Annotated in this window: 18 protein-coding genes; 14 read left to right on the top strand and 4 right to left on the bottom strand. The window is 65.2% G+C overall.

Features of this window, described 5'->3' with window-relative positions; translation table 11 throughout:
* Nucleotides 1–32 precede the first annotated feature (32 nt).
* The 9 genes from coxB (at nucleotide 33) to XI09_RS38915 (ending at nucleotide 7,122) form a co-directional block, all read left to right on the top strand.
* Nucleotides 33–872, top strand: coding sequence for a cytochrome c oxidase subunit II (gene coxB, locus XI09_RS38955; protein WP_271571637.1), 840 nt, complete (start codon nucleotides 33–35; stop codon nucleotides 870–872).
* A gap of 87 nt (nucleotides 873–959) precedes the next feature.
* A complete protein-coding gene (ctaD, locus tag XI09_RS38950) occupies nucleotides 960–2,585 on the top strand; it encodes a cytochrome c oxidase subunit I (protein ID WP_271571636.1) in 1,626 nt (541 codons plus the stop codon).
* Between the two features lie 60 nt (nucleotides 2,586–2,645).
* Nucleotides 2,646–3,590, top strand: coding sequence for a heme o synthase (locus XI09_RS38945; RefSeq protein ID WP_271571635.1), 945 nt, complete (start codon nucleotides 2,646–2,648; stop codon nucleotides 3,588–3,590).
* Nucleotides 3,587–3,763, top strand: coding sequence for a hypothetical protein (locus XI09_RS38940; RefSeq protein WP_018316353.1), 177 nt, complete (start codon nucleotides 3,587–3,589; stop codon nucleotides 3,761–3,763). The genes XI09_RS38945 and XI09_RS38940 overlap by 4 nt, the downstream gene beginning before the upstream one ends.
* A 5-nt stretch (nucleotides 3,764–3,768) precedes the next feature.
* A complete protein-coding gene (locus tag XI09_RS38935) occupies nucleotides 3,769–4,413 on the top strand; it encodes a cytochrome c oxidase assembly protein (protein WP_271571634.1) in 645 nt (214 codons plus the stop codon).
* An 82-nt stretch (nucleotides 4,414–4,495) separates the two neighbouring features.
* A complete protein-coding gene (locus tag XI09_RS38930) occupies nucleotides 4,496–5,392 on the top strand; it encodes a cytochrome c oxidase subunit 3 (protein ID WP_271571633.1) in 897 nt (298 codons plus the stop codon).
* Between the two features lie 97 nt (nucleotides 5,393–5,489).
* Nucleotides 5,490–5,891: a DUF983 domain-containing protein gene (locus XI09_RS38925; protein ID WP_271571632.1), complete on the top strand. Its 402-nt coding sequence runs from the start codon at nucleotides 5,490–5,492 to the stop codon at nucleotides 5,889–5,891.
* A complete protein-coding gene (locus XI09_RS38920; protein ID WP_271571631.1) occupies nucleotides 5,888–6,640 on the top strand; it encodes an SURF1 family protein in 753 nt (250 codons plus the stop codon). The genes XI09_RS38925 and XI09_RS38920 overlap by 4 nt, the downstream gene beginning before the upstream one ends.
* 116 nt (nucleotides 6,641–6,756) lie before the next feature.
* Entirely contained in the window at nucleotides 6,757–7,122 is a 366-nt protein-coding gene (locus tag XI09_RS38915) for a nuclear transport factor 2 family protein (protein ID WP_271571630.1), read from the top strand.
* A 97-nt stretch (nucleotides 7,123–7,219) separates the two neighbouring features.
* Here XI09_RS38915 and XI09_RS38910 read toward each other — a convergent pair whose 3' ends face one another.
* Nucleotides 7,220–8,563: a histidine kinase gene (locus XI09_RS38910; RefSeq protein ID WP_271571629.1), complete on the bottom strand. Its 1,344-nt coding sequence runs from the start codon at nucleotides 8,561–8,563 to the stop codon at nucleotides 7,220–7,222.
* Nucleotides 8,564–8,649: 86 nt separating this feature from the next.
* Here XI09_RS38910 and XI09_RS38905 point away from each other — a divergent pair, with 86 nt between their 5' ends.
* The 5 genes from XI09_RS38905 to XI09_RS38885 all read left to right on the top strand — a co-directional run bounded on the left by XI09_RS38905 (nucleotide 8,650) and on the right by XI09_RS38885 (nucleotide 13,970).
* Entirely contained in the window at nucleotides 8,650–9,294 is a 645-nt protein-coding gene (locus XI09_RS38905; protein WP_271571628.1) for a response regulator transcription factor, read from the top strand.
* Between the two features lie 550 nt (nucleotides 9,295–9,844).
* Nucleotides 9,845–11,263, top strand: a complete 1,419-nt coding sequence (thrC, locus tag XI09_RS38900) for a threonine synthase (RefSeq protein WP_271571627.1) — start codon at nucleotides 9,845–9,847, stop codon at nucleotides 11,261–11,263.
* Complete coding sequence (locus XI09_RS38895; protein ID WP_135176251.1) at nucleotides 11,260–12,549, top strand: M16 family metallopeptidase; 1,290 nt, start codon at nucleotides 11,260–11,262, stop codon at nucleotides 12,547–12,549. Before thrC ends, XI09_RS38895 begins: the two co-directional genes overlap by 4 nt.
* A 39-nt stretch (nucleotides 12,550–12,588) precedes the next feature.
* Nucleotides 12,589–13,176 carry a GNAT family N-acetyltransferase gene (locus XI09_RS38890; RefSeq protein WP_271571626.1) on the top strand — a complete coding sequence of 196 codons (588 nt, stop codon included), beginning with the start codon at nucleotides 12,589–12,591 and terminating at the stop codon, nucleotides 13,174–13,176.
* Between the two features lie 134 nt (nucleotides 13,177–13,310).
* Nucleotides 13,311–13,970 carry a hypothetical protein gene (locus XI09_RS38885; protein WP_271571625.1) on the top strand — a complete coding sequence of 220 codons (660 nt, stop codon included), beginning with the start codon at nucleotides 13,311–13,313 and terminating at the stop codon, nucleotides 13,968–13,970.
* A 206-nt stretch (nucleotides 13,971–14,176) separates the two neighbouring features.
* On the opposite strand, the gene XI09_RS38880 is transcribed toward XI09_RS38885, so the two are convergent.
* From XI09_RS38880 to XI09_RS38870, 3 genes are all read right to left on the bottom strand, one after another.
* Nucleotides 14,177–14,662, bottom strand: a complete 486-nt coding sequence (locus XI09_RS38880; RefSeq protein ID WP_271571624.1) for a F0F1 ATP synthase subunit B family protein — start codon at nucleotides 14,660–14,662, stop codon at nucleotides 14,177–14,179.
* 5 nt (nucleotides 14,663–14,667) lie between these two features.
* Nucleotides 14,668–15,234 carry a F0F1 ATP synthase subunit B gene (locus XI09_RS38875; protein WP_271571623.1) on the bottom strand — a complete coding sequence of 189 codons (567 nt, stop codon included), beginning with the start codon at nucleotides 15,232–15,234 and terminating at the stop codon, nucleotides 14,668–14,670.
* Between the two features lie 65 nt (nucleotides 15,235–15,299).
* Nucleotides 15,300–15,530, bottom strand: coding sequence for a F0F1 ATP synthase subunit C (locus XI09_RS38870; protein ID WP_007599451.1), 231 nt, complete (start codon nucleotides 15,528–15,530; stop codon nucleotides 15,300–15,302).
* Between the last annotated feature and the right edge of the window lie 23 nt (nucleotides 15,531–15,553).

Genomic DNA, 15,553 nt, shown 5'->3' with positions numbered 1-15,553 from the left:
TGGGGTGATTTCGTAAGGGGAGCGCGAACGGCATGAGGATGTCGATGGGCCGGGTAGGCCGGCATTTGCTGGGATTGGCCGTAGCTGGTCTGACACTGGCGACGGGCGGCGCGGCATTTGCCGAGCTTGGGCAGCCGGCGCCGTGGGAGTGGACGCTCCAGCAGTCCGGCTCGCCGGTGATGGACAATATCGTCTGGTTCCACAACTTCCTGTTCGTGCTCATCACGCTGATTACGCTGTTCGTTCTGGCGCTGCTGGTGGTCGTGGTCATCAAGTTCAATGCGAAGGCCAATCCGGTGCCGTCGCGGACCACCCACAACACGCTGATCGAGGTGGCCTGGACGCTGGTTCCGGTGCTGATCCTGGTCGGCATCGCGGTGCCGTCGTTCCGCCTGCTGTTCCTGGAGCTCGACGTGCCGAAGGCGGACCTGACCATCAAGGCGACCGGCAAGCAGTGGTACTGGTCCTACGCCTATCCTGATAACGGCAAGTTCGAGTTCGACTCGCTGATGGCCCAGGACAAGCAGCCCCGCCTGCTCGGCGTCGACAACGAGATGGTGGTGCCCGTCAACAAGGTGATTCGTGTCCAGGTGACCGGCGCGGACGTCATCCACGCCTTCGCGCTGCCGGCTTTCGGCGTCAAGATCGACGCCATTCCGGGGCGGCTGAACGAGACCTGGTTCAAGGCCACCAAGACCGGCATGTTCTACGGCCAGTGCTCGGAGCTCTGCGGCAAGGATCACGCCTTCATGCCGATCGCGATTCGCGTCGTGGAAGACAAGGAGTTCGCCTCCTGGATCGAAACGGCGAAGAAGAAATATGCGAGCGGCGGCACCAGCACCTACGCCTCCGCGGCCGGCCCGACGCAGTGAGCGCCGGGCGAGGCTCGAGGGGACTGAAAGCGACATAAAGGGCGGGACCGCATAAGGTCCGCATGGGACGCAAGGCAGGATTTGAAAATGGCAACGAGCGCAGCGGCACACGGCGATCACGCGCAAGACCACGGACATGACGAGCACGCCCATCCGACCGGATGGCGGCGCTACGTCTATTCGACCAACCACAAGGACATCGGCACGATGTACCTGATCTTCGCGGTCATCGCCGGCGTGATCGGTGCCGCGATGTCGGTCGCGATCCGTGCCGAGCTGATGTATCCGGGCGTGCAGATCTTCCACGAGACGCACACCTACAATGTGTTCGTGACCTCCCACGGCCTGATCATGATCTTCTTCATGGTCATGCCCGCAATGATCGGCGGTTTCGGCAACTGGTTCGTGCCGCTGATGATCGGCGCGCCCGACATGGCGTTCCCGCGCATGAACAACATCTCGTTCTGGCTGCTGCCGGCCTCGTTCGGGCTGCTGCTGATGTCGACCTTCGTCGAGGGCGAGCCGGGCGCCAACGGCGTCGGCGCCGGCTGGACCATGTATGTGCCGCTGTCGAGCTCCGGCCATCCGGGCCCGGCCGTCGACTTCGCGATCCTGTCGCTCCATCTGGCGGGCGCCTCGTCGATCCTCGGCGCCATCAACTTCATCACCACGATCTTCAACATGCGCGCGCCGGGCATGACTCTGCACAAGATGCCGCTGTTCGTGTGGTCGATCCTGGTGACGGTGTTCCTGCTGCTGTTGTCGCTGCCGGTGCTCGCCGGTGCGATCACCATGCTGCTCACCGACCGCAATTTCGGCACGACCTTCTTCGCGCCCGACGGCGGCGGCGACCCCGTGCTGTTCCAGCACCTGTTCTGGTTCTTCGGCCATCCCGAGGTGTACATCCTGATCCTGCCCGGCTTCGGCATGATCAGCCAGATCGTCTCCACCTTCTCGCGCAAGCCCGTGTTCGGCTATCTCGGCATGGCCTACGCCATGGTCGCGATCGGCGGCATCGGCTTCGTGGTGTGGGCGCATCACATGTACACGGTCGGCATGTCGTCGGCGACGCAGGCCTATTTCGTCGCGGCGACGATGGTGATCGCGGTTCCGACCGGCGTGAAGATCTTCTCCTGGATCGCCACGATGTGGGGCGGCTCGATCGAATTCCGCGCCCCGATGATCTGGGCGGTCGGCTTCATCTTCCTGTTTACGGTCGGCGGCGTCACCGGCGTCGTGCTGGCGAACGCCGGCGTCGACCGCGTGCTCCAGGAGACCTACTACGTCGTCGCGCACTTCCACTACGTGCTGTCGCTCGGTGCGGTGTTCGCGATCTTCGCCGGCTGGTACTACTGGTTCCCGAAGATGACGGGCTACATGTACAACGAGACGCTGGCCAAGGCGCACTTCTGGGTCACCTTCATCGGCGTCAACCTGGTGTTCTTCCCGCAGCACTTCCTCGGCCTGTCGGGCATGCCGCGCCGCTACGTCGACTATCCCGATGCGTTCGCGGGCTGGAATCTGGTCTCGTCGGTCGGCTCCTACATTTCCGGCTTCGGCGTGCTGATCTTCCTCTACTGCGTGATCGACGCCTTCGCGAAAAAGGTGCCGGCTGGTGACAATCCGTGGGGTGCGGGTGCGACCACGCTGGAATGGACGCTGCCCTCGCCGCCGCCCTTCCATCAGTTCGAAGTGCTGCCCCGCGTGCAGTAAGCGATCGCCCGCGGCGCCCGTGTCGGGCGCCGCGGCTCCATAACGAAGCGAGTTGATTTAGTGTCCGTCCTCGACCACAACGCCGTCGACATCAATCCCCGCATCTCCGAAGCGGGGGTGGGCGACTACATTGCGCTGCTCAAGCCGCGGGTGATGTCGCTGGTGATCTTCACCGCGCTGGTCGGAATGGCGATGGCGCCCGGGCATTTCCACCCGGTGCTTGCGATCACCTCGCTGCTCTGCATCGCGGTCGGCGCCGGCGCCTCCGGGGCGCTCAACATGGCGCTCGAAGGCGACATCGACGCCAAGATGTCGCGCACGGCGAACCGGCCGATTCCGCGTGGCCGCATCACCCGTCCCGAGGCGATGACATTCGGCATGACGCTCGCCTTCTTCTCGGTGATGACGCTCGGCATCCTCGTCAACTGGATCGCGGGTGCGCTGCTCGCCTTCACCATCTTCTTCTACGTCGTGATCTACACGATGTGGCTGAAGCGCTGGACCGCGCAGAACATCGTGATCGGCGGCGCCGCCGGCGCGTTGCCGCCGGTGGTGGCCTGGGCCGCGGTCACAGGCACGGTCGACGTCGAGCCGCTGCTTCTCTTCGCCATCATCTTCTTCTGGACCCCGCCGCATTTCTGGGCGCTGGCGCTGTTCCGCTCGGACGATTACGCCCGCGCCGGCATTCCGATGCTGCCCAACGTCGCCGGTCCCGATGCGACGCGCCTCCAGATCCTGCTCTACACCATCGTGCTGATCGCGGTGGCCGCCGCGCCCTGGGCGCTCGGCTATTTCGACGCCGTTTACGGCGTCGTCTCGCTGATCCTCGGCGCCGGCATGCTGGTGCTCGCGATCAACGTCTATATGCGCCGCGAGCGCAGCCAATCGCTGCGCGCCACGCGAAAACTGTTTGCCTTCTCCATCCTTTATCTGTTCGCGCTGTTCGCGACCCTGCTGGCAGAGGTCGTGTTCCGGGCGCTTGCTCCGATGGCAGGGGGCGCATGATCGCGGGAATGGTGGACAAACCTGAGCCAGATGGAATCGTCCTCACCGAGGCGCAGAAGAAGAGCCGTCGTCAGCGCTCGATCGCAATCGCGCTCGCGCTCGGCGTGCTCGTGGTGCTGTTCTTCGCCGTCACCATGGTCAAGGGACCGGCAGTTCTAGTCCGGCCGATGTAGGGAAGATGGATCACGAGCCGACCATATCGCGGGAGCAGAGCCGGGCGGCCACCAAAGGCCGTTCCAGTGGGCTTGGCCGTGACGTGCTGGTCGCCTCGATCTGCGGCGGCGTGGTGGCGCTGATGGTCGGCGCCTCCTACGCGGCGGTGCCGTTCTACAACTGGTTCTGCCGCGCCACCGGCTTCAACGGCACGACCCAGGTCGCGACCTCCTCGCCGGCCACGGGCCCGATCGCGCGGAAGATCGCGGTGCGCTTCGATTCCAACGTCGCGCCCGGCCTGCCCTGGAAGTTTGAGCCGGAGCAGAGCGAGATCGAGGTCAATATCGGCCAGGTCACGACCGTCTTCTACACCGTGACCAACCAGGCCGCGCGCACCACCGCCGGCCAGGCCGCCTACAACGTCGCGCCGCTGACGGTCGGGTCCTACTTCCAGAAGATCAACTGCTTCTGCTTCACCGAGCAGACCATGGCGCCCGGCGAGAAGCGCGAGATGCCGGTCGTGTTCTACGTCGATCCGTCGATCGCCGACGACCACGAGAACGACGGGCTCAACACGATCACGCTGTCCTACACGTTCTACCCGGTGAAGGATCCGGTGGTGAAGCCGCTCGCGTCCGGCGAAGACGACAAACGCAAGGGAAATCTCTGACCGCCGGGCTTCGGGCTCGCGAGGCTGGAAACAAGGGGATAAGTGCCGGACAGGCACGGGATTGAGGAGAGAGAGACCGCAAATGGCAACGGCGCACACCAAGCATCACGACTATCACCTGGTCGATCCCTCTCCCTGGCCGGCCGTCGGTTCGCTCTCGGCCTTCATCATGGCGGTTGGCGCGATCGCCTGGATGCATCACATGTTCTCCGCCGCGCCGATCGTGTTCGGCGTCGGCACCGTCGGCGTGCTCTACACCATGGCGAGCTGGTGGGGCGACGTGATCAAGGAAGCCCAGTACAAGGGCGACCACACCCGCGTCGTGCAGCTCCATCATCGCTACGGCATGATCCTGTTCATCGCCTCCGAGGTGATGTTCTTCGTCGCCTGGTTCTGGGCCTATTTCAACGCGGCGCTGTTCCCGGCCGACGCTGTCCACGCCACCCGCGATGCGGTGTTCGGCTGCGGCCTCGGCACCCAGGCCGGCGCCTGCGCAGTCCCCGGCACCTGGCCGCCGAAGGGCATCGAGACCTTCGATCCCTGGCACCTGCCGCTCCTGAACACGCTGATCCTGCTCACGTCGGGCACCACGGTGACCTGGGCGCACCATGCGCTGCTCGAGAACGATCGCCAGGGCCTCAAATACGGCCTGATCCTCACCGTCGTGCTCGGCGCGCTGTTCACCTGCGTGCAGGCCTATGAGTACAGCCACGCGGCGTTCTCCTTCGCCGGCAACGTCTATGGCGCGACCTTCTTCATGGCGACCGGTTTCCACGGCTTCCACGTGCTGGTCGGCACCATCTTCCTGCTGGTCTGCCTGTTCCGCGCCTATGCCGGCCACTTCACGCCGAAGCAGCATCTCGGCTTCGAGTTCGCCGCCTGGTACTGGCATTTCGTCGACGTGGTCTGGCTGTTCCTGTTCCTCTGCATCTATGTCTGGGGACACGGCGCCGAGACCATGGCCCACGGCGCGCACTGAGCAGCTTTGGATCGATCAGAAAGGGCGGCCGCACGGCCGCCCTTTCGCTTTTGGGCCGCCGGAAGTTTCGGCGGAAACTGTGATAGGGTCCGCCATCATGAACGACACCACCGGTCCATCCGAGTCCGCAACCACCGTCCTGCAAAGCACGATGCGCGGGCTGGCCTGCAAATGTCCGCGCTGCGGCAAGGGCAAGCTCTATGCGGGCTTCCTGACGCTCGCACCTAGCTGCGAGCGCTGCGGTCTCGACTACGCTTTCATCGACACCGGCGATGGTCCGGCGATCTTCATCATCATGCTGGCCGGAGGGATCGTCGTTGCGTGCGCGCTGATCGTCGAGGTCAAGTACCAGCCGCCGTACTGGCTGCATGCCGTGCTGTGGCTGCCGCTGATCCTCGCCACCACGCTGCTGCCGCTACGCGCGATGAAGTCGCTGCTGATCGCACTGCAATTCCACCACAAGGCAGCTCCGGGCCGGCTGGTCGACCGCGCGAAATGAACGAGACTGCGCGCAAGCCTCGCGTGGCCGGCTTTGCGCTGTTCACGCTTCTCCTGACGGCCGCCTTCGTCGCCCTCGGCGTCTGGCAATTGCAGCGCCGGACCGCCAAGCACGAGCTGATCGCAGCCCTCACCGAGCGTCTGGCGGCGGCACCCATCGCGCTGCCGCCGCCCGCGCAATGGGCTGCGCTGAATCCCGCGCGCGACGAATTCCGCCGTGTCAGCTTCGCCGCGACCTATGCCGCCTCGCCCGATGCGATGGTCTATTCGTCCGGCTCGGCCGTGCGCAAGGACGCCTCCGGTCCCGGCACCTGGGCCTTCCTGCCGGCGCGTCTTCCGAGCGGCGAGATGGTCGTGATCGATGCCGGCTTCGTCGAGAACACGATGCAGGATCGCGGCGTCGAGGATCGCGCGGTGAAGAAGCTCGTGACCGGGCAGCCGGTCGCGCTCACCGGCTATCTGCGCTTTCCCGAACCGCCGGGCTGGCTGACGCCGGCAGAGAATCGCGACAAGCGGCTCTGGTTCGTGCGCGATCATGTGGCGATCGCGCGCGCGCTCGGCTGGGGCGCGGTTGCACCGTTCTACATCGACCTGGAACAGCCGGCGCCCGAGAATGGCATCCCGCGTCCGGGTCCGCTCGACGTGCATCTGAAGGACGATCACCTTCAATACGCCATCACCTGGTTCGCGCTCGCAGGCGCGGTGCTGATCGCATTCGGCGTCTGGGTGAGGGGACGTCGGCCGGGTTGAATTTTCCGTAGGTTCCCGGAAGGAACCCGGTATCACCCGGGGTTTACCATTCACCGCGCATTCACGAGTGTGGTCCTAAGCCGCATTCAAATTTTCGCGGCAGACAGGATTGCGGCGTGAGCGATATCGATCAGATGGGAATTGTCGTCGATTGGGTGGATGCCTGCCGGAAGGGCGACCTCGCGACGCTGCTCGACCTCTATACCGACGACGCCCAGCTCGAATGCACGTGCAACGGCACGCAGCGTTATCGCGGCCGAGGCGAGCTCGAAACCTACTGGGGGCCGCGGCTCAGCGCATTCTCGTCGGCCGGCTTCGGTCTCGAGGAGATCCATCCCGTGCCTGATGGCGTCGATCTCGAATATTCCGTCGCAGGCTCGCTGCGCATTTACGCCTCGTTTCGATTCAGTGCGGAAGGCAAGATCTACAGCACGCTGTGCGCGCCGGCGCGACAGAGCGCGCATCACGGCTGCGCGTGCTAGAGCCATTTCCGTTCCGATTGAGTCGGAACGGGGCTCTGGATTCTCGTTCGACGCGTTTTCCCGACGCGAGCCGGTATCCAGGTCGCTCGAAAACGCTCTAGCTTTGCGCCGGCTCGTCTCGCGTCGTCTTCACGGGCAGACGGCAACGCACATAGGTTCTTTCATCCGCGCGCAGCAATGACAGCGATCCGCTGAGCGCGCGCACGCGCTCATGCATGCCGGTCAAGCCCCGGCCGAAGACGTTGCCTTCGGGAAATCCCCCGCCGTCGTCGGAGATCTCGATCACGAGCGTCTCAGCGGCGAGGATCGCCTGCACATGGGCATTGCGTGCTGCGGCATGGCGCAGCACGTTGGTCAGCGCCTCCTGGATGACGCGATAGACGGTCTGGGCCAGCGGCCCGTCGATCCCGTTGAGATCAGGATCGACCGTGGCGGTCAGGCCGATATGCGGGGCCTGCTTGCGAAAGTTCCGGAGCAGCGTCTGCACGCTGGTCTCCAGCCCCAATTCCTCGATATAGAGCGGCCGCAGCCGGTCGAGGATGCGGCGGTTGGTCTGCTGGAGGGCCTCGACCGATTGCAGCACCTCCTGCGCCGAATTGCCGAGATGTCCCACCGGCGGCGAAGCCTCGATCAGTGCGATCGTGCCGGCGCGGATGCTGAACAGCAGCGGGCCGAGCTCGTCATGCAGTTCGCGGGCGAGATCGCGCCGCTCGTCGTCCTGGAGCGAGACCAGGCGGTGCAACAGGTCGCGATTGTCCTGGCTCAATTGCGCGAGCGTTGCAGCCAGCGCATTGGCCTCCTCGCAGCTTTGCCGGATTTCCGGCGGTCCGCCGACCGGGATCGGCACGGTGTAGTCGCCGCGCCGCATCCGCGTGAGCCCTTCGCCGAGATATTGCAGCGGGCGCAGGGCCGATCCCGCGAAGACATAGGCGATGGTGCCGGTGATCGCCATCAGCACGACGACCAGGCTGGTCAGCGCGAGGAAGCCGATCCATTTCTCGAACAGATCGGCCGACAGGTCCGGCAGGAAGACGAGATCGCCGACATGCTTGCCGTCGATCGTCACCGGAGATGTCGCGTCCATGTCCGGGACAGCGAGCAGATCGACGAACCATTGCGGCACGCCATGCGGCTTGCGCAGGCCGTCCATCGGGGAGGAGGATGCGGGACCCGCTTGTGCCGCACGGAATTGGATATCGGAGGAGGTGTCCAAAGAATGGACAAAGGCGTCGAGCGTCTGCCGCGGATTGTCCGAGGCGCGCAGGGTGTTGTTGAGCGCGACGGCAATCGCCCGGGTCGAGCGCCGCCCCGGTTCGTATTCATCGGCCAGTTGGCCCGCCGCGAAGGTCTGGAGCAGCACGCCGCCCATGATCAGCGCGGTGAGCAAGCTCACGCCGAGCGGAAGAAACAGTTGCGTTTTGAAGGAGAGCCGTTGCCACATTAGGTCAATTCTAACGCGTCCCGGCGGATTTCTCTCTTTCCATTTGTTCCCGCGGGTCTATGAGTCGAAAAACAAGAGAGCGCGCGATGCAAGATACTGCCAAGCCGGCGACCAGGGTTCTGATCGTCGACGACCATCCTGTGGTGCTGTCAGGTTGCCGCACCCTTTTCGCATCCGACCATTCGATCCGCATTGACGAGGCGTCGGACGCCAAATCCGGGCATCGCGCCTATATCAGCAAGCGGCCCGACGTCACCGTGATCGACATCAGCCTGCCCGATGTCTCCGGCTTCGAGCTGATGCGGCGGATCCGCAAGGACGATCCCGACGCCAAGATCATCATGTTCAGCATGAACGACGACCCGGCCTTCGTGGTACGGGCGGTCGAGCTGGGGGCGCAGGGCTATGTCTCCAAAGGTGACGATCCCAGGATCCTGCTGAAAGCGGTGCGCAAGGTGGTCGCGGGCGACAATTTCATCTCGCCGCAGCTCGCGGAGGCCGTGACGTTTTCCGGCGCCGCGATCAAGGCCAATCCGGCCTCGCAGATGACGCCACGGGAGCTCGAGATTCTCCGCCTGCTCGGGCGCGGCGACAAGATCGTCGAGGTCGCCGAGGCGCTTGGGATCTCCTACAAGACGGTCGCCAACACCACCTCCCTGCTCAAGCAGAAGTTGGGGGCCAAGAACCATTCCGACCTGATCCGGATTGCGGTGGAAATCGGCATGAACTGACGTCCCGCCAGCGACCGAACCGGCTGCTCCAGGATGCAGCGGTTCGGTCGACGGATCGGCGACTCCGCCGGCCGGGCAATGTGTGGCCGACGGCAGACGCTATCCGCCGACACAATGGACTGCGCCTGCCTTCGTTCCTGTCGCGATCAAGAGATCAGGAAAAAACGGCAACAGCCGATCCCGGCGCCAGCCTAAGGACGGCATGCAGCGCTCATACGCATCGGGAAAAATAGGAACATCCTTCCCGGGTTCGTCGTTTTCGCCCTTGACGATGCCGCGACAGGCAACGAAAGCTTGCGCGACCAGTTTCAGCGGGCAGGCGTCCCGGACGAGCGAGATCGGTCTGCACATATCAACGACAGACCTTCCAAGAGAGGGCTGCGGCATCGCCGCAGCCCTTTTCGTTGGAAAGGGGTGCGGGCGGGAAGCGGTTTCCCGATGCCACAAAACACTTTATGGTGGCCCAAAGCCTCTGGCTGTTAACCAGGAACACCGTGAAATCAAAGGCTTACGGATCGAGCTTCGGCTCGGCCGGCCTTTGGAGGGCAGTTTGACTCGTTATATCTCGACCCGGGGCGAGGCCCCCGAACTCGGCTTCTGCGACGTGATGCTGACCGGGCTTGCCCGCGACGGCGGCCTGTACGTACCGGCCATCTGGCCGCAGCTCTCGGCTGACACGATCGCCGGCTTCTTCGGCCGTCCCTATTGGGAGGTCGCGGTCGACGTGATCCGTCCCTTCGCCGGCGGCGAGATCACGGACGCCGAGCTCGGTCGCATGGCCAACGAGGCCTACGCCACCTTCCGCCATCCCGCGGTGGTGCCGCTGCACCAGATGTCGCCGCACCAGTTCGTGCTGGAGCTGTTCCACGGCCCGACGCTCGCTTTCAAGGACGTGGCGATGCAGCTGATCTCGCGGCTGATGGACCATGTGCTCGCCAAGCGCGGCCAGCGCACCACCATCGTGGTCGCGACCTCCGGCGACACTGGCGGCGCTGCGGTCGAAGCCTTCGCGGGGCTCGAGAACGTCGACCTCATCGTGCTGTTCCCGCACGGCCGCATCTCCGAGGTACAGCGGCGGATGATGACGACGACGGGCGCGGCCAACGTGCATGCGCTCGCCATCGAAGGCACGTTCGACGACTGTCAGGCCCTCGTGAAGGCGATGTTCAACAACCATCGCTTCCGCGATGCGACCTCGCTGTCCGGCGTCAATTCCATCAACTGGGCGCGTATCGTCGCCCAGGTGGTCTATTACTTCACCTCCGCCGTCGCCGTCGGCGCGCCGGCGCGCGCGGTGGACTTCGTCGTGCCGACCGGCAATTTCGGCGACATCTTCGCCGGCTACGTCGCCAAGCGCATGGGCCTGCCGGTGCGCACCCTGCGCATCGCCGCCAACGTCAACGACATCCTTGCCCGCACGCTGAAGACCGGCATCTACGAGGTGCGCGAGGTGCACGCCACGGCGTCGCCGTCGATGGACATCCAGATCTCCTCGAATTTCGAGCGGCTGCTGTTCGAAGCCGGCCGGCGCGATGCGGCCGGTGTGCGCCGTCTCATGGAGTCGCTGAAGCAGTCCGGGCGCTTCGTGCTGCCCGATGCGACGCTGGCCGCGATCCGCGAGGAGTTCGACGCCGGGCGCGCCGACGAGACCGAAACCGCGGCCGCGATCCGCGCCGCCTGGCGCGAGGCGGGCGAGCTGGTCGATCCCCATACTGCGGTCGCGCTCGCGGTCGCCGACCGCGATACCACCGACACCACGGTGCCCAGCATCGTGCTCTCCACCGCGCATCCGGCCAAATTCCCCGACGCGGTCGAGGCGGCCTGCGGCCAGCGGCCGCAATTGCCGGCCTGGCTCGACGGCCTCATGACCAAATCCGAACACATGAAGGTGATGAAGAACGATCAGGGCGAGGTCGAGCGGTTCGTGCTGTCGGTCAGCCGTGCCGCAAAACAGGGAGTTGCCGGATGAGCGTCGAGATTTCCAAGCTTGCGTCCGGCCTCACCGTCGTCACCGACAAGATGCCCCATCTCGAGACTGCGGCGCTCGGGGTCTGGGCCGGCGTCGGTGGACGCGACGAGAAGCCCAACGAGCACGGCATCTCGCATCTGCTGGAGCACATGGCATTCAAGGGCACGACGAAGCGTTCCTCGCGCGAGATCGTCGAGGAGATCGAGGCGGTCGGCGGCGACCTCAATGCCGGCACCTCGACCGAGACCACGTCCTATTATGCGCGGGTGCTGAAGGCCGACGTGCCGCTGGCGCTCGACGTGCTCGCCGACATCCTGGCCAATCCCGCCTTCGAGCCCGACGAGCTGGAGCGCGAGAAGAACGTCATCGTGCAGGAGATCGGGGCCGCGCAGGACACGCCCGACGACGTCGTGTTCGAGCATCTCAACGAGCTCTGCTATCCCGACCAGCCGATGGGCCGCTCGCTGCTCGGCACGGCCAAGACGCTGCGCGCCTTCAACCGCGACATGCTGCGCGGCTATCTGTCGACCCATTATCGCGGGCCCGACATGGTGGTGGCGGCCGCCGGCGCGGTTGATCACAAGCAGGTGGTCGCCGAGGCCGAGAAGCGCTTTGCGAGTTTCGAGGGCACGCCGGGTCCGAAGCCGCAGGCCGCCCAGTTCGGCAAGGGCGGCGCCAAGGTCGTGCATCGCGAGCTCGAGCAGGCGCATCTGACGCTGGCGCTGGAGGGCGTGCCGCAGAACGATCTGTCGCTGTTCTCGCTCCAGGTCTTCACCAACATCCTCGGCGGTGGAATGTCGTCGCGGCTGTTCCAGGAGGTGCGCGAGAAGCGCGGCCTCTGCTACTCGATCTACAGTTTCCACGCGCCCTATACCGATACCGGCTTCTTCGGCCTGTACACCGGTACCGATCCGGCCGACGCGCCGGAGATGATGGAGGTCGTGGTCGACATCATGAATGATTCGGTGGAGACCCTGACCGAGGCCGAGATTGCGCGGGCCAAGGCGCAGATGAAGGCGGGCCTCCTGATGGCGCTGGAGAGCTGCTCGTCCCGTGCCGAGCAGCTCGCCCGCCACGTGCTGGCCTATGGCCGGCCGCAGACGGTGCAGGAGCTGGTGGCCCGGATCGACGCCGTCAGCGTCGAATCGACCCGGGATGCGGCGCGTGCACTGCTTTCGCGCAGCCGGCCTGCGGTTGTCGCATTAGGCAGTGGCAGGGGTCTGGACACGGCGGTGTCTTTTGCGGAAGGATTGACCCGGGCACGTGCCAAGGCGCGGCTGCATTAGGAGCCGCGCATGGGCTGACCCGCCCCGGGAAGCATCACCATGGCCCTCTTTCGCCTGCCATCCAGTGGACCCGCCGCCCTCGCGCCGCGCGGCAACGGGCTTTTGCTGCGCTCACCGCAGATGTCGGATTTCCTGCAGTGGGCTCACTTGCGCGAGTCCAGCCGCGACTACCTCACGCCCTGGGAGCCGATCTGGCCGTCGGACGACCTGACGCGCTCCGGCTTTCGCCGCCGTCTGCGTCGCTATTCCGAGGATATCGCCGCGGACCGCTCCTACCCCTTTTTGATCTTCCGTGAGCTCGACGGCGCCATGGTCGGCGGCATCACGCTCGCCAATGTCCGGCGCGGCATCGTCCAGGCCGGCACCATCGGCTATTGGATCGGCCAGCCCCACGCCCATCGCGGCTACATGACGGCTGCGCTGCGGGTGCTGCTGCCGACGCTGTTCGGCGAGCTCAACCTGCACCGGGTCGAGGCCGCCTGCATCCCGACCAATGCGCCGTCGATCCGGGTGCTGGAGAAGTGCGGCTTCTCCCGGGAGGGGTTGGCGCGCCGCTATCTCTGCATCAACGGGGTCTGGCAGGACCATTTGCTGTTCGGCCTGCTGCACGAGGATTTCCGCGGCTGAGCCAGTCGGTTCGTACGGCCAAAGTCTCTGACGTCCTGCCTTTTTTGCTGCCTTGGGTTCGCCGATTTTGGCGATATAACGCGGCGGGGAAGGCTGGCGATCGGCCGGGTTGTTGTCATGGAGTATGGGCGTTGATGGTGCACGAGCTTCGGTCATCGCGGAATGCGTTGCGGCGGGGGACAGCGGTCGCGCTGGCGTTGTCGGTTGCGTTCGCGTCCGCCTCGCCGGTGGCGGCCCAGTCGTTGAGCGACCGCTTCAAGAGCCTGTTCGGCGGCAAGTCCGACGAGGAGCCGGCCCAGCCCAAGCCGGCGCCTGCGCCAGGCCAGCCTGCGGCCGACGACGATCTCGATTGCCCGCAGGTCACGGTGCGTGCCGGAGCGTCGACCTATGCGGTCGGTGCCACCGGCAAGCCGGCCGTCGGCAATGAGGTCCGCTTCCAGGCCACCATCACCAAGATGGCGCGTGAATGCGTCCGCAGCGGCGGCGACATCACGGCCCGGATCGGCATTCAGGGCCGCCTCATCGCCGGTCCCGCCGGTGCGCCTGCCTCCGTCGATGTGCCCTTGCGCTTCGCCGTGGTGCAGGGCGGCGTCGGCGAGAAGGTGATCGCCTCGAAGGCCTACCGGACCACGGTCGGGATGTCGGAAGGCGGCAGCGTGCCCTTCACCTTCGTCGCCGAGGATCTGTCCTATCCGGTCCCGTCAGCGGCGACCGCCGATTCCTACATCTTCTATGTCGGCTTCGACCCGCAGGCGCTCTCGCCCGAGTCGAAAGCGCGGGGGAAGAAGAAGTAACAAGGGCTCGGTACGTTTTTGAGCGGGCGGTCGTTCCGCAAACTCGTCATGCCCGGGCTTGTCCCGGGCATCCACGTCGCGGCTCTGGGCGGGAAGAACGTGGATGGCCGGGACAGGCCCGGCCATGACGATGAGGAAAGCATCTTGCGCAAACAAAAAAGCCGGCGCTGATCGCGCCGGCTTTTTGATTGATGAGAGCAACCCCCTCAGTTCAGCTTCTGCCGAACCTCGCTGATGCTCTTGGCGAGCAGGTCGTCGGCGACCTGGCCCTTGACCGACTGCGACAGGATCGTGGAGGCGGCCTGGACGGCGGCTTCCGCGGCTGCGGCGCGGACATCGGCCAGCGCCTGGGCCTCGGCGAGCGCGATCTTGCTCTCCGCGGTCTTGGTTCTGCGGACGACGAAGTCTTCCATCTTCGCCTTGGCCTCGGTCGCGATGCGCTCGGCTTCGACCTTGGCGTTGGCGATGATGTCGGCGGCCTCGCGCTCGGCCGTGGCACTGCGCGCCTTGTAGTCGGCGAGCACCTTGGCGGCCTCCTGCTTGAGGCGTGATGCGTCGTCGAGCTCGGCCTTGATGCGGGCGGCGCGATGATCGAGCGCCGACATCGCCGTCTTGAAGACCCCGAGATAGCCGAACACGACCATCAGGATCACGAAGGCAACGGCGACCCAAAATTCAGGTTCGAAGAACATATCGACTAACCCTTCAAGGACGCATCGACCGCGGCATTGACCGACGCGGCGTCAGGAACGACGCCGGTGAGCTGCTGCACGATCTGGGCTGCCGCATCGGCCGCGATGCCGCGGACGTTGCTCATGGCCGCCGTGCGGGTCGAGGCGATGGTCTTCTCCGCCCCGGCAAGCTTGGCCGCCAACTGCTCTTCCAGCGCCTTGCGCTCGACGTCCGCTTGCGCATTCGCCTTGTCGCGGGATTCGTTGCCGATCGCCTGTGCCCGCGTGCGCGCCGCAGCGAGCTCGCTTTCATAGGCCTTCAGCGCTGAATCGGACTGGTCCTTCAGCTTCTGCGCTTCGGCGAGGTCGCCCTCGATTTTGTTCTGACGTGCCTCGATCGCACCGCCGATGCGCGGCAGAGCGAGCTTGGACACGATCACGTAAAGCAGGACGAAGAAGATCGCGAGCGACACCAGCTGTGAAGCAAAGCTGGTGCTCTCGAACGGCGGAAAACCGCCACCGTGGTGACCACCGTCAGCCCCGGTGTGAGCGCCCGCCGCCGGACCTTTTGCGCCGCCATGACTCTCAGCCATGGAGTTCTCCTGTTGCTGTCACACGCGCCGTCCCGGACGTTGGAACGGCGCGAAAAATCTCGTCCTCAGAGCGGAACGAACAGCAGCAGCAGCGCGATCAGCAGCGAGAAGATGCCCAGCGCTTCGGTCACGGCGAAGCCGAAGATCAGGTTGCCGAACTGGCCCTGAGCGGCCGAGGGGTTGCGAACGGCTGCGGCGAGGTAGTTGCCGAAGATCACGCCCACGCCGACGCCCGCACCGCCCATGCCGATGCACGCGATGCCCGCGCCGATAAGTTTTGCTGCTGCCGGATCCATTTTAGACTCCTTGGAAGAAAGAT

Origin of the sequence: Bradyrhizobium sp. CCBAU 11386 (genome assembly GCF_028128955.1) — a bacterium.
Classification (GTDB): domain Bacteria; phylum Pseudomonadota; class Alphaproteobacteria; order Rhizobiales; family Xanthobacteraceae; genus Bradyrhizobium.
This window is presented reverse-complemented; position numbering and strand designations above follow the sequence as displayed.